Raw genomic sequence first — 20,906 nt, 5'->3', positions numbered from 1 at the left:
GGCTTGCGCGCGGCGGCGCGCGCGGGCATGGGACCGGACCATGACCGGACTCGAGATCCCATTTCGCGGCGAAACCCTGCGCGCGCTCGGCTCGGGCGCGCTGCATTGGGCGGCGCGCGACCTGCTGATCGTCTCGGACCTGCACCTCGGCAAGTCCGAGCGCACCGCGCGACGGCGCGGCACCATGCTGCCGCCCTACGAGACCCGCGCCACGCTGGAGCGCCTCGCCGCCGATCTCGACGCCAGCGGCGCGGGCGCGGTGCTCTGCCTCGGCGACAGCTTCGACGATCTGGATGCGGCGCGGGGCCTCGACGGGCAGGACCGCGACCACCTCCTGTCGCTGATCGAAGGCCGCGGCTGGCACTGGGTCGAGGGCAACCACGACCCCGGCCCGGCCGATCTGCCAGGCGAGCACCATGCCGAGCTGACGCTCGGCCCCCTCACCTTCCGCCACATCGCAGAACAGGGTGCCGTGGGCGAGCTGTCGGGGCATTACCACCCCAAGCTCGGCCTGCCGGGCTGCGGCGGCACCAGGCCCTGCCTGCTGTTCGACACCGATCGGATGATCCTGCCCGCCTACGGCGCATATACCGGCGGCATGCCCGCCACCGCGCCCGAACTGCGCGCGCTGATCGGCCAGCCCGCCTTCGCGGTGCTGACCGGAACCAAGCCGCTGCTGGTCCCCTACCCGGCCCGCGCGGCGGGCCGGGGGCGGCGGCGGTTCTAGACCGCCACCGGCGTCCCGCTCAGGCGGTCAGCCCTTCGGGCTCCGGCAGGCCGTTGGCGCGGCAGCAGGCGGTGAGCGTGTTGGCCAAGAGGCAGGCGATGGTCATCGGGCCGACGCCGCCCGGCACCGGGGTGATCGCGCCCGCGACCTCGCTGGCGCTGTCGAACTCGACATCGCCCACCAGCCGCGTCTTGCCCTCGCCCGCGTCGATGCGGTTGATGCCGACGTCGATCACCGTCGCGCCGGGCTTGATCCAGTCGCCCGTGACCATGCCGGGCCGGCCCACGGCGGCGACCACGATGTCGGCGCGGCGCACCACGTTCGCGAGGTCGCGGGTGCGGCTGTGCGCGATGCTGACCGTGCAGCTGTCGCCCAGCAGCAGATGCGCCATCGGCTTGCCGACGATGTTCGAGCGGCCGATCACCACCGCCTCCTTGCCCGACAGGTCGCCCAGCTGCGCGCGCAGCATCATCAGGCAGCCCAGCGGCGTGCAGGGCACCATCGCCTTCTGCCCGGTGCCCAGAAGACCGACATTCGAGACGTGGAAGCCGTCCACGTCCTTGGCCGGGTCGATCGCGTTGATTACCGCGTCGGAGTTCATGTGCTTCGGCAGCGGCAGTTGCACGAGGATGCCGTGCACGGCCGGGTCGGCGTTGAGCTTGGCGACCAGCGCCAGCAGGTCGGCCTCGGTGGTCTCCTCGGGCAGGCGGTGCTCGAAGCTCTCCATGCCGACCTCGACCGTCTTGCGGCCCTTGGACTTCACGTAGACCTGGCTCGCCGGGTCTTCGCCCACCAGCACCACGGCGAGGCCGGGGGTGATGCCGTGCCCGGCCTTCAGCTGTGCCACCTGCTCGGCCACGCGGGCGCGGATATCGGCCGCGAAGGCCTTGCCATCGATGATCTCGGCCGTCACTCGGCGCCCTCCTTGCCCAGAACCTCTTCCTCGCGCGCGATGAAATGCTCCATCATCTCGCGCCACAGCCGCTCGGCGAGATCGGGGTCGAGCCCCTCCTCGCGCGCCCGCCCCAGCACCTTGTCGAGCACGTCCTGCACGCGGCTCTCGATCCGCGCGGGCATGCGCTCGGCCGGCTTCAGCTCGATCGCCCGCTCGATCATCGTCGAGCGCCGCGCCAGGAGCGCCACCAGATCCGCGTCGATCGCGTCGATCTCGCGCCTCAGCTCCGCCATGTCACCGATCTCGGCCGCTGCCTTCATCCGCCGTCCTCCGAAAGCTCGTTCGGCGGCCTTTTCCCACGTCTCGCGGCGCTAGAACAGCCCCTCGACATGGCCGGCCTCCGACAGCCGGATGCGCTCGGCCGCGGGTTCGCGCGGCAGGCCGGGCATGGTCATGATGTCGCCGCAGACCGCGACCACGAAGCCCGCCCCGGCCGAAAGCCGCACCTCGCGCACCGGCACGTCGTGGCCCACCGGCGCGCCGCGCAAGGTGGGATCGGTGGTGAAGGAATACTGCGTCTTGGCCATGCAGACCGGCAGGTGGCCGTAGCCCTGCGCCTCCCAGGCGTGCAGCTGCTGGCGCACCGTGGCGTCGGCGATCGCCTGGTCGGCGTGGTAGATGCGCCGGGCGACGGTGTCGATCTTGTCGAACAGGCCCATCCCGTCCTCATAAAGTGGCGCGAAGCTCGCCGCGCCGCTCTCGGCCAGCCGCACCACCTTCTCGGCCAGCGCCTCGACGCCGCGGCCGCCCTCGGCCCAGTGGCGGCAGACCACCGCCTCGGCGCCATGCTCGCGCACGTAGTCCTGCACGGCCGTGATCTCGGCCGGGGTGTCGCCCGAGAAATGGTTGATCGCCACCACCACCGGCACGCCGAAGCCCTTCAGATTCGACAGGTGCCGCCCGAGATTGGCGCAGCCGCGGCGCACCGCCTCGGCATCCGCGCCGCCGAGATCCGCCTTGGCGACGCCGCCATTCATCTTCAGCGCCCGGATCGTCGCCACCAGCACCGCCGCGTCCGGGCGCAGCCCGGCCTTGCGGCACTTGATGTCGAAGAACTTCTCGGCCCCGAGATCGGCACCGAAGCCGGCCTCGGTCACCACGTAATCGGAGAGCTTCAGCGCCGTCTTCGTGGCGATCACCGAGTTGCAGCCATGCGCGATGTTGGCGAAGGGGCCGCCATGCACGAAGGCGGGGTTGTTCTCGAGCGTCTGCACGAGGTTGGGCTGCATCGCGTCCCTGAGCAGGACCGTCATCGCGCCGTCGGCCTTGAGGTCGCGCGCGAAGACCGGGGTCTTGTCGCGGCGGTAGGCGACGATCATGTCGCCCAGCCGGCGCTGCAGGTCGTCGAGATCGGTGGCGAGGCAGAGGATCGCCATGACCTCGGAAGCCACCGTGATGTCGAAGCCCGCCTCGCGCGGAAAGCCGTTGGTGACGCCGCCCAGGCTCGCCGTGATCTGCCTGAGCGCCCGGTCGTTCATGTCGACCACCCGCCGCCAGACGATGCGGCGGGTGTCGATCTCCAGATCGTTGCCCCAGTAGACGTGGTTGTCGATCATCGCCGAAAGCAGGTTGTGGGCGCTGGTGATCGCGTGGAAGTCGCCGGTGAAATGGAGGTTCATGTCCTCCATCGGCACGACCTGCGCGTAGCCGCCGCCCGCGGCGCCGCCCTTCATGCCGAAATTCGGCCCCAGAGAGGCCTCGCGGATGCAGATGGCGGCGTTCTTGCCGATCCGGTTCAGCGCGTCGCCCAGGCCCACCGTGGTGGTGGTCTTGCCCTCGCCCGCCGGCGTCGGATTGATCGCGGTGACGAGGATCAGCCGGCCGTCGGGCCGGTCCTTCAGCCCGTCGATGAAGCGCTGACCCACCTTGGCCTTGTCGTGGCCGTAGGGAAGAAGGTCGGCGGCCGGTATGCCCAGCCGCGCGCCGATCTCCTGGATCGGCAGCTTGTCCGCCGCGCGGGCGATCTCGATGTCGCTGAACTGGCTCATGGCGTGCCCCCTCGCTGGTTCCTTCAGGATGGCGCCGCCCCGCCGGCCGGGGCCGTGCGCGGACGACGTTTCAGAGCCCTCAAGCGTCCTGCGCCGCCTCGGGCCGCCAGGCGCGCTGGTCGGGCACGTGCAGCCGCACCCGGTCGCCGAGCCGGAGCGTGCCGGGCCGCTCGACCCAGGCGGTGACGCCGCGCAGCCCCTCGGAGGCGCGCTTGAAGGCCTTGCCGTGGCCGGGCCTCGCCGCCTCGATGGTCATCGCCGGGAACTGGCAGGGCCGGTTCTGCATGTCGACCACCAGCGTGCAGCCCTCCTCGGACTGGATCCGCGCCGAGGGCGGCAGGTGGCTGAAATCCGGCAGCCCCTCGATCACCACCGAGGCGCCGAGCCAAGCCGGATCGAGCGCGTCGAGATCGAGCGTCCGCGCGATCCTGGCCAGCTCCTCCGCGCCCAGCAGGCTGAGCTGGCGGGTGTTGGCGATCTCGGTGCCCTTGGGGTGCTGCGAGGTGACGCGCGAGCAGGACGGCCGGGTCAGCCCGGCATGGACCTCGCCCGCGAGCCCCTCGAAGCCGAGCGGCATCGCCTCGAGCGGGTCGGTGACGATCGGCGCCGCGTCGCGATGCGGCACCCGGCCGAGCCAGGTGATGCGGCCGTAATGATCGGTGGGAACAAGCGCGGGCATGGCGTCTCCTCGGTCTGCGCCGCTTCCATGCCAGCGCCGGACCGGGCGCTCAAGCTCGGGTTGCGCCGCGCAACGAAAAAGCCCCGGCGCGGGTGGCCGGGGCTTCAGGGTCGACGTCGTGCCGGGTCAGGCGCTGGGCTCGGGCTCCATGCCGCCCTCGCTCGACTTCGGCTTGCGGGTCTTCGGGATCGCCGTGACCGAGGCCCCGCCGCCCTGCTCGGGCTTCTGGTGGTCGTCGTCGTCACCGCGGTTCAGCGGCTCGCCGGCGATCACGCGGGTGATCTCGTTGCCTGTCAGCGTCTCGTATTCCAGCAGGCCCTGCGCCAGCCGCTCGAGATCCTCGCGCTTCTCGGTGAGGATGCGCTTGGCGGTCTCGTAGCCCTCGTCGATGATCCGGCGGACCTCCTCGTCGATCACCTTCTGGGTGTCGGCCGAGTGGCTCGCCCCGCCCGAGTAGGAGCCGAGATAGCTCTGCTGCTCGTTGGCGTAGTCGATATGGCCGATCTTGTCGGAGAAGCCGAACTGCGTGACCATCGCGCGGGCGATCTTCGACACCTGCTGGATGTCCGAGGTCGCGCCCGAGGTCACGTTCTCCTTCCCGAAGATCAGCTCCTCGGCCACCTTGCCGCCCATCGCCATGGCGATCTTCGACTTGTACTTGGTGTAGGTCACCGAGAGCTGGTCACGCTCGGGCAGGCTGAGCACGAGGCCCAGCGCCCGGCCGCGCGGGATGATCGTCGCCTTGTGGATCGGGTCGTGCTGCGGGACGTTGAGGCCGACGATGGCGTGACCGGCCTCGTGATAGGCGGTCAGCTTCTTCTCGTCCTCGGTCATGACCATGGAGCGGCGCTCGCTGCCCATCATGACCTTGTCCTTGGCGTTCTCGAAATCGATCATCGTGACGAAGCGCCGGCCGACGCGCGCGGCCATCAGCGCCGCCTCGTTGACGAGGTTGGCGAGATCGGCGCCCGAGAAGCCGGGCGTGCCGCGGGCGATGATGCGCAGGTCGACGTCCGGGCCCAGCGGCACCTTGCGGGCATGCACGCCGAGGATCTTCTCGCGGCCCTTGATGTCCGGGTTCGGCACCTGCACCTGCCGGTCGAAGCGACCGGGACGCAGCAGCGCGGGGTCGAGCACGTCGGGGCGGTTGGTCGCGGCGACGATGATGATGCCCTCGTTGGCCTCGAAGCCGTCCATCTCCACCAGAAGCTGGTTCAGCGTCTGCTCGCGCTCGTCGTTGCCGCCGCCATAGCCCACGCCACGCGAGCGGCCGACCGCGTCGATCTCGTCGATGAAGACGATGCAGGGCGCGTTCTTCTTGGCCTGCTCGAACATGTCGCGCACGCGGGAGGCACCCACGCCCACGAACATCTCGACGAAGTCGGAGCCCGAGATGGTGAAGAACGGCACGCCCGCCTCGCCCGCGATGGCACGCGCCAGAAGCGTCTTACCGGTGCCCGGAGGGCCCACGAGCAGCGCGCCCTTGGGGATCTTGCCGCCCAGGCGCGAGAACTTCTGCGGGTTGCGCAGGAACTCGACGATCTCCTCGAGCTCGTCCTTGGCCTCGTCGATGCCAGCGACGTCGTCGAAGGTGACGCGGCCGTGCTTCTCGGTCAGCAGCTTGGCGCGGCTCTTGCCGAAGCCCATGGCACCGCCACGGCCGCCGCCCTGCATCCGGTTCATGAAGTAGATCCAGACGCCGATCAGCAGCAGGAAGGGCAGCAGCGACAGCAGGAAGGTGGTGAAGCCCGACTGCTCCTGGCTGCGCGCGGTGATCGGGATGTCGCGGTCGATCAGCAGCTGCGTGACCTCGGCGTCCTCGGGCTTGATGGTGACGTAGTCGCGGCCGTCGGTGCCGCGATAGCGCACTTCCTCGCCGTCCAGCGTGACCTGCGACACGTTGCCGGTCTCGACCGCCTCGACGAAGTCGGAATAGTTGCGGGAGTTCGACTGAAGCGTGGACTGACCGCCGCTGAACAGGTTGAACAGCGCCAGGATCAGCAGGAACAGCACGACCCAGAAGGCGATGTTGCGCGCGTTGCCCAAGGGGATTTCCTCCGAAAATTGGTGTGGCGGGGCACGAACCCCGACCATGGATCTAAAATAGAGATCGGGGCGGCATCTTCAATGCGGAAGCGTCGGGTAAGGGAAATCCGCGACAATCCGCGCCCTCCAGCCTTCGGCACGGCCCGCGCAGGGCGCGGCGACCAGCCGCGCGCCGTCCCACAGCGCGGGCGTGGGCAGAAGCGCGTCGCGCGGCAGGCCGAGATCGCGCCATCCGGGGCATTGCCGCAGCCCTTCGGCACCGAGCGCGGCGAGCCTGACCGCCCCGCCCGGCCCCGAGACCTGCCAGCGCCCGTCCCACGGCGTATCCGGCGCGACCGGCCCCTCGACCGCCTTCGGCTCGCGACAAAGCCAGAGCGTGCCGCGCGCGGCACGCAGCGTCACCCCCGCCAGCGTGCGCCGTCGCCCCTCGGCCGCCCCCTCCAGCGCGGCGCGCAGCGGCACGAGGCGCGGCCGGTAGGCCCCGCCGCCGATCCAGCGCAGCGCCGCCGCGGCGAGGCGCAGGCGGGTCTCCTCGGGGGCGGCCCGATACGCGGCGAGATCGACCGCCACCGCGCCCGCGACCAGCCGCAGGGCGCGGGACGACAGCTCCGCCGCCAGCGCATCCAGCGCCGCGCGCGCCATCGCCATGCGTTCGGCGGTGGCGACCAGACCATCCACCTCGAGGCCGAGCGGGGCGAGCGCCGCCAGCGCATCGCGCGCCCGCACCCGCTGAAAGCCGCGATCCTCGTTCGAGGGGTCCTCGTCCCAGCCGATCCCCTGACCGGTGAGCCAGTCGCGCAGCTCGGCGCGGCCGATCCCGAGCAAGGGCCGCAGCCAGCGCAGCCCGGCCTCGCGGCGCTCAATGGCCATCGCCGCCAGCCCGTCGACGCCGGAACCGCGCGCCAGCCGCATCAGCACGGTCTCGGCTTGGTCGTCGCGAGTGTGGCCCAGCGCCACGGCGTCGAGGCCGCGCTTGGCGGCCCAGTCTGTCAGAAGAGCCCGCCGCGCGCGGCGGGCGGCGTCCTGCAGGTTGCCGCGCCCGTCCCAGCCGGTCCATTCGAGGATATCGTGCGGCACGCCGAGGGCGGCGCAGGCGCGGGCCACGCGGCGCGCCTCGTCGCGCGCCTCGGGCCTCAGCCCGTGATCGACGGTGGCCGCATGGAGCCCGATGCCGCGCGCCCGCGCCGCGGGCGCCAGCAGGTGCAGCATGGCGACGGAATCGCCGCCGCCCGAGACCGCGAGGCCAAGGGCCCGCGGCGGGTCGCGGTCGAGGATGGCCGTGGCGCGAAGGGCCGGGCCCTCCGCCCCGCCGGTCACTGGCAGTTCAGCGCCCGCATCGCGGTCTGCGCCTGGGCCGCCGCCGGGTCGCCCGGGAAGCGGCCGCCGACCTCGCCCAGCGTGACGCAGGCATCGGGCACCTGCCCCAGCGCCGCCAGCGCCTGGCCCAGCTCGTAGAGCGCCTGCGCCGCCACCTTGCCGTCGGGATCGCCCGAGAAGCTGTCGAGATAGGCCCGCGCCGCGGCGGCGTTGTCGCCCAGCCCGGCCAGGGCCTGGCCGCGCTTGTAGAGCGCCTCGGAGCTCAGCGCACCGCCCGGGTAGGTCTGGAGATAGGCCGCAAACTTGTCAGCGGCGCCTTGAAAGTCACCCTGTGCGAGCGCCTCCGACGCCCGCTCGAAATCCGCCTTCTCGCCGATGGCGAGGGCGGGGCCGCCGGCTTCGGCGCTGGGCGCCGGGGCGGGGGTGGGCACGGCGGCGGCGCTGTCGACGCCGCCCAGGCTCGGCGTGTCGCCGAGCTGGGAGATGTCGCAGCCCTCCTCCAGCTCGCAGAGCCGGAATTCGAGGTCGCCGATGCGGTTGGTGCCGTCGGTGGTGATCCGGTTGATCCGGAACTCCAGCTCCTCTGTCTTCGAGGTCAGGCCCTGGAGCTGCGACTCGATGGCGTTCAGCCGCTCGAGCGCGGAATTGCCGCCCACCGCCGCGGAGGGCGCGCCGGTGGTGTTCAGCTCGGATTTGAGCTTCTGGATGTCGCCGTAGAGCACCGAGAGCTGCTGGCGGATATCGGCCAGCGTGGTGTCCTGCCCCTGCGCCAGCCCCGCGGCCGGGGCCGCGAGGGCGCACAGGAGCGCGAGGCTGCGCAGGGGTTTCAGCATCAGCTCAGCGCCCCCGCGGCGATCACGGTGACGGCGCGGCGGTTCTGGGCGTAGCAGCTCGGGTCGGAGCAGGTCGCGACCGGGCGCTCCTTGCCGTAGGAGATGGTGCGCAGGCGGCTGGCCGGCACGCCGCGCGAGATCAGGTACTCGCGCGCGGCATTGGCGCGGCGCGCGCCCAGCGCAACGTTGTACTCGCGGGTGCCCTGCTCATCGGCATGGCCCTCGACCACCGCGAGGTAATCGGTGTTGGTCATCAGCCACTGGGCCTGGCCGTCCAGCGTCGCCATCGCCTCGGGGCTCAGGGTCGACTGGTCGACGGCGAAGAGCACGCGGTCGCCGATGCTCTGCTGGAAGTACTCGGGGCTGCGCGGGTCGCCGGCGCCGCCGAGCCCCGCCTGCCCGATCGCGCCGGACTGGCCGAGACCGGCGCCCGCGCCCATCCCCATGCCGTCGGCGCCCGCGCCCGCACCGGCGCCGAAGCGGTCGGGACGGGTGCAGGCGGAGACCGCCAGAGCGCCGCAGAGAAGGCTCGCCACGAGAAACTTGTTCATATCCACTGTCCTGCCCATGCCTTGATGGTTTGGTTGATGCCTAGCACGCGGCCGCGCGCCGGGGAAAGTCTCACTGCTGCAGCGGGCCCCAGGACGGGTCCGAGGCGAAGCCGCCGGTCGGCACCTGCTTGAGGTTGCGGCCCGAGATGTCGACCGAGTAGAGCTGCGGACCGCCCTCGGAGCCCTGGCTCTCGCGGGTGAACATCAGCACCCGGCCGTTCGGCGCCCAGCTCGGGCTCTCGTCGAGGAAGGAGGAGGTGAGCAGCCGCTCCTCGGAGCCGTCGGTGCGCATCACACCGATGTGGAAGCGGCCCGCATTCTGCTTGGTGAAGGCGATCAGGTCGCCGCGCGGCGACCACACGGGCGAGCCGTAGCGGCCCTCGCCGAAGGAGATGCGCTGCGGCTCGCCGCCGCCCACCGGCATGACGTAGAGCTGCTGGGTGCCCGAGCGGTCGCTCTCGAACACGATCCGGCCGCCATCGGGCGACAGCGAGGGCGAGGTCTCGATCGAGGGCGCCGAGGTGAGCCGCGTATGCGCGCCGGAGCCGAGATCGGTGCGGTAGATGTCGGTGTTGCCCCCGGTGGAGACCGAGTAGATCACCGACTGCCCGTCCTTTGTGAAGCGCGGGCTGAAGGCCATCTCGCCCTCGACCGTGGTCACCTGGCGGCGGCCGACGCTGGCCACGTCGAGAAGGCTGATCCGGGGAAAGCCGCTCTCGTAGCTGGTGTAGAGAACCCGGTCGCCGCTGGGCGAGAAGCGCGGCGCCAGCACGAGGGAGTTGCTGTCGGTCAGGAACTGCCGGTTCTCGCCGTCGTAATCCATGATGCCGAGCCGGCGGGCGCGGTTGTCCTTGGGGCCGCTCTCGGAGACGAAGACGACGCGGCTGTCGAAATAGCCGCTCTCGCCGGTGATGCGCGAGTAGACCGCGTCGGCCACCTTGTGGCCCATCCGCCGCCAGCCGCCCCTGGTGCCGGCGAATTGCAGCCCCTCGCCCAGCTCGGCGCCGGTGAAGACGTCGTAGAGCCGGAACTTGACGGTGAGCTGGTCGCCATTGACCGCCACCGCGCCGGTGATCAGCGCCTGCGCGTTGATCGCGCGCCAGTCGGGATAGGCGACCGGGCTCGAGAAGCTCGCAGGCGTCGAGATGAAGGAGGCCGCCGGGATCTCGCGGAACAGCCCGGTGCCGGTCAGGTCCTGCGCGGCCACGCGGGTGATGTCGGCGGCCAGCTGCTCGGCGCCAGCGGTCTCGGCCTGGAAGGTCGGGATCGCGAAGGGCAAGGGCTCGATCACGCCCTCGGAGATGGTGATCCGGAGCGGCCCGTCCTGCGCGAGCGCAGGCGCGGGGATGGCCGTGGCCGCGACGAGCGGCAGCAGCAGAAGCGCGATGGTTCTGGTCAGCATTCTTGTCCTCGTTCCGTCAGGCCGCAGGCGGGTCCGTTGCCCCCTGTTCTGCGCGATGACCGGGTTCTGGGCAACGCCCGAGGGGGCGCGCCGGTTGAAGGTTGCGTGATCGGGGCGGACCGCAGCGTGCATCAGCGCATCCGCATTCCCGAGGGGTCGAAGGTCATCTCGACCTCCTTCCACTGCTCGTACTTGTCCGAGGGCAGCACGTAGCCGCCGCCCTGGCAGCGCAGGATGGCGCGGCGCGCCGCCTGGAAGGCCGCCTCCATCGCGCCCTCCGTGCCGCCCTCGGCCGAGACGCGGCGCACGTCGCCCTCGACCTGCCCCTGCGGGTTGAGGTCGAAGGCCACGGTCAGCGTCACCCGCGCGGCTTCAGAGCCCACGTCGACGTTCCAGCAGCTCTGCACCGCGATGCGGAAGGCGTCGCGTTCGCCGCCGGTCATCGGCGGACCGGGATTGGCGGCGGGCGCGGCCGGGCTTTCGCCGCCCGCCAGCGCGGCGGCCAGCGCATCGGCCACCGCGTCGCTGGTGTCGGAAACGGGTGGCGTCTCGACCTCCTGCGAGGAGGCGGTCTGCGTCTCGGGCTCGGTCGCCGGGGCCGGTTCGGGTGTGGGCTCGGGCTCCGCGGCGGGCGCTGGACGCGACGGCCGCGAGGCGGGGCGCGACACGCGCGACGGCGCGAGCGCGGCGGTCTGCGGCGGCGCCGGCGTCTCGGCGGTCTCGGGCGTCGAGGCCGGCTCCTCGGCCTCGGTCACGATTTCGGTGGTGGCCTCCTCGGGGGCGGTGGCCTCCTCCTCGACCTCGGCCAGCTCCGCGCTCTCGGCGTCGGGGGTCGCGGCCTCGCGCACCGTGTCGGCCACCTGCGCGTCGGGCGGCGGCGGCGCGACGGCCTCGGGGGCGACGCGCGGCGCCGGGCGCGGCACCGGGCGCTCGGCGATGTTGGGCACCGGGCTCGGCGGCGGCGGGGCGGCGGGCGGCGGTGCCGGCGGCGCGACCTCTTCGGCAAGCTCGGCGGGCGGGGTCGGCAGCGGCTCGGGCGCGGGCGGCGGCGGCGTCTCCTCCACCGGCGTCGCGGGCGGCGGCGGCGGTGGCGGCGTCTGCTCGGCCGGCGGCGTCTCGGCCGCGGGCGCGGGCGGCGTGTCCTCGACCGCCGGGGCCTCCGGCGCGGGCGGGGTCTCGGTCTCGGGCTGCGGCGAGGTCGCGGCGACCAGCGCCGCGTATTCCTCGCCCGAGACGACCGAGACCTCGGCCACCTCGAAATCCAGCGGTTCGGAATCGAAGCCCCAGCCCAGAACGAGCCAGAGCAGCAGCCCGGCATGGCCGCCGGCCGAGATGTATCCGCCTACGCTCATCGCCATAGGGCCTCAGCCGCCCGAGGGCAGCGCCTGCGGCGCGCCCGCGCCGAAATCGGGGCCGCCGACATCGGTGACGAGACCGATGTTGGAAAAGCCCCCGGCATTGAGCGCGCCCATCACCTCGGCGACGCGGTTCCAGGCGTTGGCGCCGTCGGCGCGCAGGTAGATGCGGTTGCCCGAACGCTCGGCGGCGATCGCCTGCAGACGGGTGATCAGCTCGCCCTCGGCCACCTCGGTGGTCTGGATCATCAGCCCGCCCTCGGCGGTGACGGTGACGGTGAGCGGCTCTTCCTCGTCGGCGGGCAGCGCGCTGGCGGCGGTCTGCGGCAGCTCGACCGGGATGCCCACGGTCATCAGCGGCGCGGCCACCATGAAGATGATCAGGAGCACCAGCATCACGTCGACGAAGGGCGTGATGTTGATGTCGGCCATCGGCTGCGCCCGGCTGCGCCGGCGACCGCGGCGGCTGCCGCCGCCGCCCCCGCCCGACTTGATGACGTTCGCGCCCATCTCAGCTGTCCAGCTGGCGCGACAGGATGGTCGAGAACTCGTCGGCGAAGGCCTCATAGCTGCCGATAAGCCGGTCGGAATCGGCCGAGAGCTTGTTGTAGAAGATCACCGCCGGGATCGCGGCCAGAAGGCCGAGGCCGGTGGCGAGCAGCGCCTCGGCGATGCCCGGCGCGACCACGGCGAGGTTGGTGTTCTGCGCCTCGGCGATCTCGATGAAGGCGTTCATGATGCCGAAGACGGTGCCGAACAGCCCGATGAAGGGCGCGGTCGAGCCGGTCGTGGCCAGCACCGGCAGGCCGCGCTGCAGCCGCGAGGCCTCCTTGGCGATCGCCACGTCCATGCCGCGGTCGATCCGCGCCTGCGCGCCGGCGATCAGCGCGCCGTCCTGGCGGTGGCTGCGCCGCCACTCGGTCATGCCGGCGGCGAAGATGCGCTCGGAGGCGCCGCGCGGCGCCGGCCCGATCTCGTCGAACAGCTGGTCGAGCGGCTCGCCCGACCAGAAGGCGCGGTCGAAGCGCGCCGCCTCGGCGCGGCCCGCGCGGTACTGGATCAGCTTGTCCACGATCACCGCCCAGCACCAGACCGAGGCGAGAATCAGGCCGATCATCACCAGCTTGACGGTGATCGTCGCGCGGGCGAACAGCCCCCACATGGTGAAATCTGCAACCTGTTCCATCTGCCTGCCCATCGTGACGCCCGCGCGGCCTCTCGCGGGCCGCTGTCGGGCCCCGCAATAGCCGATCCGCCGGGCGGAATCCATCTTGCGCTTCGCATGGCGGCCCGGCGTTTGGCAGGGCCGGGATCACCAAGGCCTTGGCTTCGGCGGAGTTCCGCGCAAGCCGGGGGGCGCGGTCCGGCGGCCGCCCGCGCCCCCTTCGGCCCCCGCAGGGTCGCCGGGTCAGGCCAGCGGCGGCTGGCCGTTCGAGGCGGTCAGGCCGCCATCGACAGGCATGATCACGCCGTTGACGAAGCTCGCATCGTCGCTGGCGAGAAAGGCGATCACGGCGGCGATCTCCTCGGGCTGGCCGTCCCGGCCCATCGGGATGCGGGCATGCATCCGCTCGAGGAACTTCTCGTCCTTCATCATGTCCTCGGTGAGCCCCGTCTCGGTGAAGCCCGGCGCGACCGCGTTGACGCGGATGCCGTGGCGCTGGAAGTCGAGCGCGAGCGAGCGGACCATGTTGGAGATGCCCGCCTTCGAGGTGGCATAGGCGAAGGCGCCGAAATCGCCGCGCATCCCCGAGACCGAGGAGGTGGCGATGATGGCGCCGCGGGCCTTCTTCAGCGGTTCCCAGGCCGCCTTGATGGTGCGGTAGGTGCCGGTGAGGTTGTTCTCGATCACCCCGGCGAAGTTCTCGTCCGAGACGTCCTCCATCGGCCCGACCACGGCGAAGCCGGCATTGGGCACGAGGATGTCGAGGCCACCGAAGTTCTCGACCGCGCAGGCCACCATGGCCTCGCAGTCGCCGGGCTTGGCGATGTCGCCCGCGAAGGTGCGGGTATGGGCGGAGGGCAGGTCGCGTGCGACTCGTTCGAGATCCTTCGATTCGGTATCCGAGAGCACGACATTCGCGCCCTCCTGCGAGAAGCGCCGCGCCGTGGCGGCGCCGATCCCCGAAGCCGCGCCGGTGACGAGTACGGTCTTGCCCTTGTAACGCATGGTTTTTCCCTTTCACTCATTGGCGCTGCCGGGCCGCAACGGCGGTGAAAGGGATGGGGTTCCGGCTTCGTACGGGTTGCGACGCTATGCCCCGGCGGCAAGCCTCTCGCGCAGATCGGCGGGCAGCCGGGCCGGCGCGCCGGAGCCGGTCAGCGCCGCCAACGTGACGCGGGCCGAGAAGCAGTCGGCACCTGCGCGGCGCACCGACTGGTCGAGCACGATCCGCGCGCCGCCGATCCGGGCGACGGCGGTCTCGACCTCGAGCTCGTCGTCGAAGCGGGCCGGCGCCAGGTAGTCGGCCTCGAGCCGGCGCACCGCGAAGACGATGCCGGTCTCGTCCTTCAGCCGCGCTTGGTCGATGCCGAGGCCGCGCACCCATTCGGTGCGCGCCCGCTCGATGAACTTCAGGTAGTTGGCGTAGTAGACGATGCCGGCGAGGTCGGTGTCCTCGTAATAGACCCGGCAGAGGAATAGGTGGCTCATTGCGCCATCCGCGCCGCGATCCTGAGCGCGGTGGCCGGGTCGTCGGAGGCCGCGGGCAGAACCGGGTCGTAGGCCGCGCGGATCAGCTGCGCGATCTCGGGCTTCAGCACCACCGTGCCGTCGGGGGCCGAGGCCAGCGGCGACTCGGCGTCGAAGGCGGTCTCGGACCAGGTCAGCATCGCCAGCACCGCCTGGCTCAGCGCCAGCACGTCGGCGGGCACGTCCGCCGCCTCGCCCTTCATCCGCAAAAACACGATGCCCGCCCGGATCGCGCCGTCGGGCTCGAAGCGGAAGGCACGGTACTGGCTGGCGTCGCCGGCCTCGAGCTTCGACAGAAGGTCGGGCAGGCCCGGTACCAGCTTGTCGAGGTCCGGCACGGCGGTGAGCTCGTCCCACTCGCGGCAGAAGAAGACCAGCAGGTTCACGCCCAACTCGGGGTCGGTCTCGGCCATGTCGTGATCGGCGAGCTGGCACAGCGCCTGGATCGCCGACTTCATCACCGAGAGCGTCTCGTCCTCGACGCCGAACACCACCGGGGCGATCGGGCGGCCCCAGCGGGCGCACATGTAGCCGCCATCGGGCCGGGTGAACATCTCCTGCACGCGCGCCGCATCCATGCCGCCATCCTCCTGTTGCCGCTTCGGGGGATACGCGCCCTGCCCGTCTGGGGCAAGCAAGCCGGGCCTCAGCCGAAGAGCGTGCCCTGCCCGGTCTCGGGCGGCGGCGGCGCGACGAGGCCGAGATGCCGCCACGCGGCATGGGCCAGCATCCGCCCGCGCGGCGTGCGCTGGATCAGCCCCTGCTGCAGCAGGAAGGGCTCGATCACCTCCTCGAGCGCGTCGCGGCTTTCCGACAGCGCCGCCGAGAGCGTCTCGATCCCGACCGGGCCGCCGCCATAGGCCTCGGCGATCAGCCGCAGGTAGCGCCGGTCGGCCCCGTCGAGGCCGAGATCGTCGACGCCGAGCCGAGTGAGCGCATTGTCCGCCAGTTCCTGCGTCACCCGCCCGTCGCCCTCGACCACCGCGAAATCGACGACGCGGCGCAGGAGCCGGCCGGCGATGCGCGGCGTGCCGCGCGCCCGGCGCGCGATCTCGCGCGCGCCCTCCGGATCGGCGGGCGTGCCGAGCAGACGGGCGTTGCGGGTGACGATCTCGTGCAGCTCGTCGACGGTGTAGAACTGCAACCTTGTCGGGATGCCGAAGCGGTCGCGCAGCGGCGTGGTCAGCAGGCCGAGCCGGGTCGTGGCCCCCACCAGCGTGAAGGGCTGCAGCTCGATCCGCACGGTGCGGGCCGCCGGCCCCTCGCCGATGACGAGGTCGAGCGCGTAATCCTCGAGCGCCGGGTAGAGCACCTCCTCCACCGCCGGGTTCAGGCGGTGGATCTCGTCGATGAAGAGCACGTCGCGCGGCTCGAGATTGGTGAGGATCGCGGCGAGATCGCCGGCCTTGGCGAGCACCGGGCCCGAGGTCATGCGAAAGCCAACGCCCAGCTCGCGCGAGATAATCTGCGCCAGCGTCGTCTTGCCCAAGCCCGGCGGCCCGTGGAACAACGTGTGGTCCATCGCCTCGCCGCGCTTGCGGGCGCTTTCGATGAAGATGCGCAGGTTGGCGCGCGCCTCGGCCTGGCCGATGAACTCCGACAGACCCTGCGGCCGCAGGGCGCGGTCGTGGTCCTCGGGCAGCCGCTCGGGGCGCAGCGCGGGATCGGGGGCGTCGGTCATCATTCGGTCCTATGCATGCGGGCCCTGCAAGACAAGGCGGCGCCTCACCGCTCCTTGGGGGCGAGCCGGCGCAGCGCGGCGCGGATCAGCTCGGGCGTGCCGGCCTCGGGGTCCTCGTGCGCCGCCTCGGCCACCGCGGCCGCCGCGTCCGACAGCCCGTAGCCGAGATTACCCAGCGCCGAGAGCGCGTCGGCCTGCGCCTCGGCGTTGCCACGGGCCTTCGGCTGCGCCTTGGGCTTCGTCGCCGGGGCCGTCTCGGCCGGTGCCGCGTCCTCGATCACCGCCGCGTCGTCGGCCTCGCTCTCGCGCATCGCGGCGGGCTGCGCGCCCATCGCCATGACCGAGGGCGCCTTGTCCTTCAGCTCGTTGACCACGCGCTGCGCCGTCTTGGGGCCGACCCCCTTGGCCCGCGCCACCGCCGACCAGTCGGCCAGCGCGATCGCCCGGCTGAGGCCATCGGCGCCCAGCGCGCCGAGAATGGCGAGCGAGGCCTTGGCGCCGATCCCCTGCACGGTCAGCAGCAGCCGGTGCCATTCCTTCTCGACCAGCGTCGGGAATCCGAAGAGCTGCAGGATGTCCTCGCGCACCAGAAGCTCGGTGTAGAGCGCCACCGCCTCGCCCGGCCCGGGCAGCTGCGCCAGCACCCGGTCGGAGACGTAGACCACGTAGCCCACGCCGCGCACGTCGATCAGCACGTGGTCGGTGGCGCGGTATTCCAGCCGCCCGGCGATCCGGCCGATCATGCGCGCGCCCTGCCCGCCTCGGCCCGCGCCACCGCCCGGGCGAGATGCCCCGCCGATTGCAGGTGATGCGCGTGGCAGATGGCGATGGCCAGCGCGTCGGCCGCATCCGGCCCGTCGAGCACGACGCCCGGCAGCTGCAGCTTAACCATGTGCTGCACCTGCGCCTTGGCCGCGGCGCCGTTGCCGACCACGGCCTTCTTGATGGTGGAGGGCATGTATTCACCGACCCGCAGCCCCGCCTCGGCCGGGATCAGCAGCGCGATGCCGCGCGCCTGGCCGAGCTTCAGCGTGCCGGCGCCGTCGGAGTTCACGAAGACATGCTCGACCGCCGCCGCGTCGGGGGCGTGGTCCTTCAGCACACGGCGGAGCTGTTCGGCCAGCGACATCAGCCGGTCGGCGAGGTCGTCGCCCTCCGAACGGCAGGTGCCGTTGGCGACGTGGCGCAGCTTTGCGCCGCTGACCTCGATCACCCCCCAGCCGAGATTGCGCAGGCCGGGATCGATTCCGATGACTCGCATGTGCCCCCATCCGCCGGTCGCCTGCCCGCGCGCCGGCCTTGTTGTGCTTGGTTTTCACCGCTCTAGCACAAAAGGCGAACGCGCGCCATGCCCTGCGGCATGGCGCGCGTCAAAGCCCCGGCCCGGCCGGGACGGGCGGGGCGGATCAGGCCAGGCGGCCGATCAGCGCGCCGTTCGGCCCGAGCCAGACCTTGTCCTCGCCGGCCTCGGAGTCGATCGCGAACAGCGTCTCGTCGATGCCGGAGATCCCGATCTCCTGCGGCTTGTCCGAGAGGTTGAAGGCGCAGATCGTCTTCTCGCCGCGATGGAAGGCCAGCACCGGCTCCTCGCTCTCGACGAACATGGTGCGGCCGGTCTTCAGGTCGGGCGTGGCGTGGCGCAGCTTCAGAAGCGTGCGGTAGGTCTCGAGCACCGAGTCCTCGACGCCCTTCTGCTGGTCGACGGCGCGCGCCGCCTGCTCGGGTTTGACCGGCAGCCACGGGGTTTCGGAGCCGAAGCCCGCGGCCGGGGCGTCCTTTTCCCAGACCATCGGGGTGCGGCAACCGTCGCGGCCCTTGTCGGCCGGCCAGAAGTTGATGCCCTGCGGGTCGGTCAGCTCGTGGAACTCGAGCTCCGACTCGGTCTGGCCCAGCTCCTCGCCCTGGTAGACGCAGATCGAGCCTTCCATCGACAGCAGCATCGCCGCGGCGAGCTTCGACACCGCGTCCTGCTCGCCATGCTTGGCCCAGCGCGTCGCGTGGCGCGGCACGTCGTGGTTCGAGAAGGCCCAGCAGGGCCAGCCATGCGGCGCCAGCTTGAAGAAACGGTCGATCTGGTCGCGGAAATGCGCGGCGGTGAAGTTCGGCCCGAGCATCTCGAAGCTGTAGGCCATGTGCAGCCGGTCGGCCGAGGTGTACTCGCCCATGATCTCGATCGGGTGGTGGCTCTCGCCGACCTCGCCGACCAGCGCCCGACCCTCGTACTCGTTCATCAGCTTGCGCATCTTCTCGAGGAAGCCGATGTTCTCGGGCTGGTTCTTCGAGAAGATGTGGTACTGCATGTCGTAGGGCTTGATCGCGGCCTCGCCGTCGAGGCGGAAATCGGCCGGATCGTCGCGCAGATGCTTGTCGTGGAAGTAGAAGTTCACCGTGTCGAGGCGGAAGCCGTCGACGCCGCGGTCGAGCCAGAACCGCATGGTGGAGAGCAGCCAGTCCTGCACTTCCGGGTTGTGGAAGTTGAAGTCGGGCTGCTCCTTCAGGAAGTTGTGGAAGTAGTACTGCTTGCGGCGCGGCTCCCACTCCCAGGCGATGCCGCCGAAGATGGCCTGCCAGTTGTTGGGCGCCGAGCCGTCATGCTTGGGGTCGGCCCAGACGTACCAGTCGGCCTTCGGGTTGTCGCGGCTCTGGCGGCTTTCCTCGAAGAAGGGGTGCTGGTTCGAGCTGTGCGACAGCACCTGGTCGATCATCACCTTGAGGCCGAGCTCGTGGGCGCGCGCGACCATGGCGTCGAAATCGTCGAGCGTGCCGAAGGTCGGGTCGATGTCGGTGTAGTTCGACACGTCGTAGCCCATGTCGGCCATGGGCGAGGTGAAGATCGGCGACAGCCAGACCGCGTCCGCGCCCAGCTCGGCGATGTGCGGCAGCCGCTCGGTGATGCCCTTGAGGTCACCGATGCCGTCGCCGTTTCCGTCCTGATAGGAGCGCGGGTAGATCTGGTAGATCACCGCACCCTTCCACCAATTCGCCTGGCTCATATCCGAATCCTTTCCGTCCCTGGGTCCGAGGGTCGCCTTCAGGCTTGCCCGAAGCGTTTCGGATTGGCAAGGTGCGACCGCAATCCAGAGGAAGATTCATGTCGGCCACGCTGAAGGACATCGCCGCCACGACGGGCCTGTCGGTCACGCAGGTGAGCCGGGCGCTGAACGACCACGACGACGTCAGCGCCGAGACCAAGGCCCGGGTGCGCGACGCGGCGCGGGCGCTCGACTACCGGCCGAACCTCTCGGCCCGCCGGCTGGCCTCGGGCCGCTCGGGCATCGTCGGGCTGGTGCTGCCGCCGGAGGGGCGCACGCCGCGCGATTCGATGGTGGTGCAGATGGTGCGCGGCCTCTCGGCCGAGTTCTCGCGCATGGGGCGGCTCTTCGTGCTGCACGCCGCCGAGCCCGAGGAGGACGTGGTGGCGGTGCATGGCCGGCTGATCGATGGCGGCTCGCTCGACGGTTTCGTGCTGATCGAGCCGGTGCCCGACGATCCGCGCATTGCCTATCTCAGGTCGCGCGGCGTGCCGCTGGTGCTGCATGGCCGCACCGAGGACCGCCCCAATTACCCCTTCTTCGACCTCGACAACCGCGAGGTCGGGCGGCGGCTCACCCGGATGCTGCTGGAGCGCGGCCATCGCCGCATCGGCTTCGTCAACGGCCTGCCCGAGATGTGCTACGTGATGCGGCGCAGCGAAGGCTGGCAGGAGGCGCTGCGTGAGGCGGGCGTCGCACCCGCGCCGGAGCTGCAGGAGTTCGGCGCGATGAGCGAAAGCCACGGCGCGCTGGCCACGCTGCGGATGATGTCCGAAAGCGGCCCCCGCCCGACCGGGCTGATCGCCGGCAACATGCTGATCGCCAAGGGAATCTACGGGGCGCTCTCGATGCTCGGGTTGCGCGTGCCCGAAGACGTCTCGGTGGTGGTGCATGACGACCAGCTGCCCGGAGAGGACCTGATGGCCATGCCCGCCACCAGCGGCACCCGGTCGCCGCTGGCGGAAAGCTGGGCGCCGCTGGCGCGGGCGCTGATCGGGGCGATCGAGAACCGGCCGCTGGCCGAACTGCAGGAGACCGGGCAGTTCGAGGTGGTCGAGCGCGGCTCCGTCGCCGCGCCCGGGCCAGAATTCCGAACCGCTTCGGAACCGTTTCGGGCCTGACATGGAAGCCGGTGCCACGCCGGGCCCGAACGCGCGTCCGAACCCGCGGCCCGAGCCATGTCGCGGACGCATGACGGGGCTGAAGAGGTGGCGCTGGTCGGCGCGCGATTTGACCACCAGATAGGCGTCACAACGGGCCACGCGGCCCGGCCCGACATTCAGCCTATCGAGGATCGCCAAATGGCCTTCGCCACCGACATCACCCCCCGCCCCGGTTTCTTCGGCCGCCTGGCCGCCCTGCGTGACGGCATGGCCCGCCGCCGCGCCCGCGCGCAGGCCTATGCCCGCACCTATGACGAGTTGCAGTCCCTGAGCGAGCGCGAGCTCGCCGATCTCGGCATCAGCCGCGCGATGATTCGCGACATCGCCGAGCGGGCCGCGCGCGAGGCCTGAGCCAGAACGAATTGCCTAACCTTTCGGCCAGTCCGCGGACCTTTCGCGGGCAACGGCCGTTGGGCGGATAACCCGGGCGTCCTCCCCGCCCGGGCGGTTCCAGATGGCGGCGGCGCCCTCCCTCCTCCCGGGGC

At 71.3% G+C, this 20,906-nt stretch carries 22 protein-coding genes; 3 read left to right on the top strand and 19 right to left on the bottom strand.

Translation table 11 applies throughout. The features are described from left to right. Window positions 1–40: 40 nt before the first annotated feature. The gene (gene pdeM / locus BLT43_RS06765; protein WP_090111233.1) at window positions 41–727 is read left to right on the top strand and encodes a ligase-associated DNA damage response endonuclease PdeM; all 687 of its coding nucleotides are present in this window, start codon (window positions 41–43) and stop codon (window positions 725–727) included. A gap of 19 nt (window positions 728–746) precedes the next feature. Here the strand turns inward: pdeM and folD are convergent, their stop codons facing one another. The 19 genes from folD to BLT43_RS06670 all read right to left on the bottom strand — a co-directional run bounded on the left by folD (window position 747) and on the right by BLT43_RS06670 (window position 19,219). Then, entirely contained in the window at window positions 747–1,640 is an 894-nt protein-coding gene (folD, locus tag BLT43_RS06760; RefSeq protein WP_090111232.1) for a bifunctional methylenetetrahydrofolate dehydrogenase/methenyltetrahydrofolate cyclohydrolase FolD, read from the bottom strand. Continuing rightward, complete coding sequence (locus tag BLT43_RS06755) at window positions 1,637–1,942, bottom strand: chorismate mutase (RefSeq protein WP_090111230.1); 306 nt, start codon at window positions 1,940–1,942, stop codon at window positions 1,637–1,639. Before BLT43_RS06755 ends, folD begins: the two co-directional genes overlap by 4 nt. A 51-nt stretch (window positions 1,943–1,993) precedes the next feature. Next, the gene (locus BLT43_RS06750) at window positions 1,994–3,670 is read right to left on the bottom strand and encodes a formate--tetrahydrofolate ligase (protein WP_090111228.1); all 1,677 of its coding nucleotides are present in this window, start codon (window positions 3,668–3,670) and stop codon (window positions 1,994–1,996) included. A 79-nt stretch (window positions 3,671–3,749) separates the two neighbouring features. Further along, on the bottom strand, window positions 3,750–4,349 hold the full coding sequence (locus BLT43_RS06745) for an MOSC domain-containing protein (protein ID WP_090111226.1): 600 nt from the start codon (window positions 4,347–4,349) through the stop codon (window positions 3,750–3,752). A 126-nt stretch (window positions 4,350–4,475) separates the two neighbouring features. After that, window positions 4,476–6,395 (bottom strand): ATP-dependent zinc metalloprotease FtsH, encoded by a 1,920-nt coding sequence (gene ftsH, locus BLT43_RS06740; protein ID WP_090111224.1) that lies wholly within the window; start codon window positions 6,393–6,395, stop codon window positions 4,476–4,478. A gap of 78 nt (window positions 6,396–6,473) precedes the next feature. Then, a complete protein-coding gene (gene tilS, locus BLT43_RS06735; protein WP_242652237.1) occupies window positions 6,474–7,712 on the bottom strand; it encodes a tRNA lysidine(34) synthetase TilS in 1,239 nt (412 codons plus the stop codon). After that, window positions 7,709–8,545 carry a tol-pal system protein YbgF gene (gene ybgF / locus BLT43_RS06730; protein ID WP_090111222.1) on the bottom strand — a complete coding sequence of 279 codons (837 nt, stop codon included), beginning with the start codon at window positions 8,543–8,545 and terminating at the stop codon, window positions 7,709–7,711. Before ybgF ends, tilS begins: the two co-directional genes overlap by 4 nt. Continuing rightward, window positions 8,545–9,096 (bottom strand): peptidoglycan-associated lipoprotein Pal, encoded by a 552-nt coding sequence (pal, locus tag BLT43_RS06725; protein ID WP_090111220.1) that lies wholly within the window; start codon window positions 9,094–9,096, stop codon window positions 8,545–8,547. Before pal ends, ybgF begins: the two co-directional genes overlap by 1 nt. 70 nt (window positions 9,097–9,166) lie before the next feature. Further along, window positions 9,167–10,498: a Tol-Pal system beta propeller repeat protein TolB gene (gene tolB / locus BLT43_RS06720; RefSeq protein ID WP_207497424.1), complete on the bottom strand. Its 1,332-nt coding sequence runs from the start codon at window positions 10,496–10,498 to the stop codon at window positions 9,167–9,169. A gap of 131 nt (window positions 10,499–10,629) precedes the next feature. Then, complete coding sequence (locus tag BLT43_RS06715) at window positions 10,630–11,850, bottom strand: hypothetical protein (RefSeq protein WP_090111537.1); 1,221 nt, start codon at window positions 11,848–11,850, stop codon at window positions 10,630–10,632. 12 nt (window positions 11,851–11,862) lie between these two features. Continuing rightward, window positions 11,863–12,363, bottom strand: coding sequence for an ExbD/TolR family protein (locus BLT43_RS06710; RefSeq protein WP_090111219.1), 501 nt, complete (start codon window positions 12,361–12,363; stop codon window positions 11,863–11,865). A gap of 1 nt (window position 12,364) precedes the next feature. After that, window positions 12,365–13,039 (bottom strand): protein TolQ, encoded by a 675-nt coding sequence (gene tolQ, locus BLT43_RS06705; protein WP_207497423.1) that lies wholly within the window; start codon window positions 13,037–13,039, stop codon window positions 12,365–12,367. Window positions 13,040–13,261: 222 nt separating this feature from the next. Beyond that, window positions 13,262–14,023 (bottom strand): meso-2,3-butanediol dehydrogenase, encoded by a 762-nt coding sequence (gene budC / locus BLT43_RS06700; RefSeq protein ID WP_090111215.1) that lies wholly within the window; start codon window positions 14,021–14,023, stop codon window positions 13,262–13,264. 84 nt (window positions 14,024–14,107) lie between these two features. Further along, complete coding sequence (ybgC, locus tag BLT43_RS06695) at window positions 14,108–14,506, bottom strand: tol-pal system-associated acyl-CoA thioesterase (protein ID WP_090111213.1); 399 nt, start codon at window positions 14,504–14,506, stop codon at window positions 14,108–14,110. Continuing rightward, window positions 14,503–15,123: a hypothetical protein gene (locus BLT43_RS06690; RefSeq protein ID WP_090111211.1), complete on the bottom strand. Its 621-nt coding sequence runs from the start codon at window positions 15,121–15,123 to the stop codon at window positions 14,503–14,505. Before BLT43_RS06690 ends, ybgC begins: the two co-directional genes overlap by 4 nt. A gap of 68 nt (window positions 15,124–15,191) precedes the next feature. Next, window positions 15,192–16,226, bottom strand: a complete 1,035-nt coding sequence (gene ruvB / locus BLT43_RS06685) for a Holliday junction branch migration DNA helicase RuvB (protein WP_090111535.1) — start codon at window positions 16,224–16,226, stop codon at window positions 15,192–15,194. A gap of 44 nt (window positions 16,227–16,270) precedes the next feature. Beyond that, a complete protein-coding gene (gene ruvA, locus BLT43_RS06680; protein ID WP_090111209.1) occupies window positions 16,271–16,969 on the bottom strand; it encodes a Holliday junction branch migration protein RuvA in 699 nt (232 codons plus the stop codon). Continuing rightward, window positions 16,966–17,487, bottom strand: a complete 522-nt coding sequence (ruvC, locus tag BLT43_RS06675) for a crossover junction endodeoxyribonuclease RuvC (protein WP_090111207.1) — start codon at window positions 17,485–17,487, stop codon at window positions 16,966–16,968. Before ruvC ends, ruvA begins: the two co-directional genes overlap by 4 nt. 145 nt (window positions 17,488–17,632) lie before the next feature. Next, window positions 17,633–19,219, bottom strand: a complete 1,587-nt coding sequence (locus tag BLT43_RS06670) for an alpha-amylase family glycosyl hydrolase (RefSeq protein ID WP_090111205.1) — start codon at window positions 19,217–19,219, stop codon at window positions 17,633–17,635. Between the two features lie 98 nt (window positions 19,220–19,317). On the opposite strand from BLT43_RS06670, the gene BLT43_RS06665 reads away from it, so the two are divergent. After that, window positions 19,318–20,379: a substrate-binding domain-containing protein gene (locus BLT43_RS06665; RefSeq protein ID WP_090111203.1), complete on the top strand. Its 1,062-nt coding sequence runs from the start codon at window positions 19,318–19,320 to the stop codon at window positions 20,377–20,379. Between the two features lie 87 nt (window positions 20,380–20,466). Then, window positions 20,467–20,772 (top strand): DUF1127 domain-containing protein, encoded by a 306-nt coding sequence (locus BLT43_RS06660; RefSeq protein WP_242652236.1) that lies wholly within the window; start codon window positions 20,467–20,469, stop codon window positions 20,770–20,772. The last annotated feature ends 134 nt before the right edge of the window (window positions 20,773–20,906 follow it).

Origin of the sequence: Limimaricola pyoseonensis (assembly GCF_900102015.1) — a bacterium.
Lineage (GTDB): Bacteria > Pseudomonadota > Alphaproteobacteria > Rhodobacterales > Rhodobacteraceae > Limimaricola > Limimaricola pyoseonensis.
Note: the sequence above shows the minus strand (reverse complement) of the source record. Positions and strands in the feature narration are given on the sequence as shown.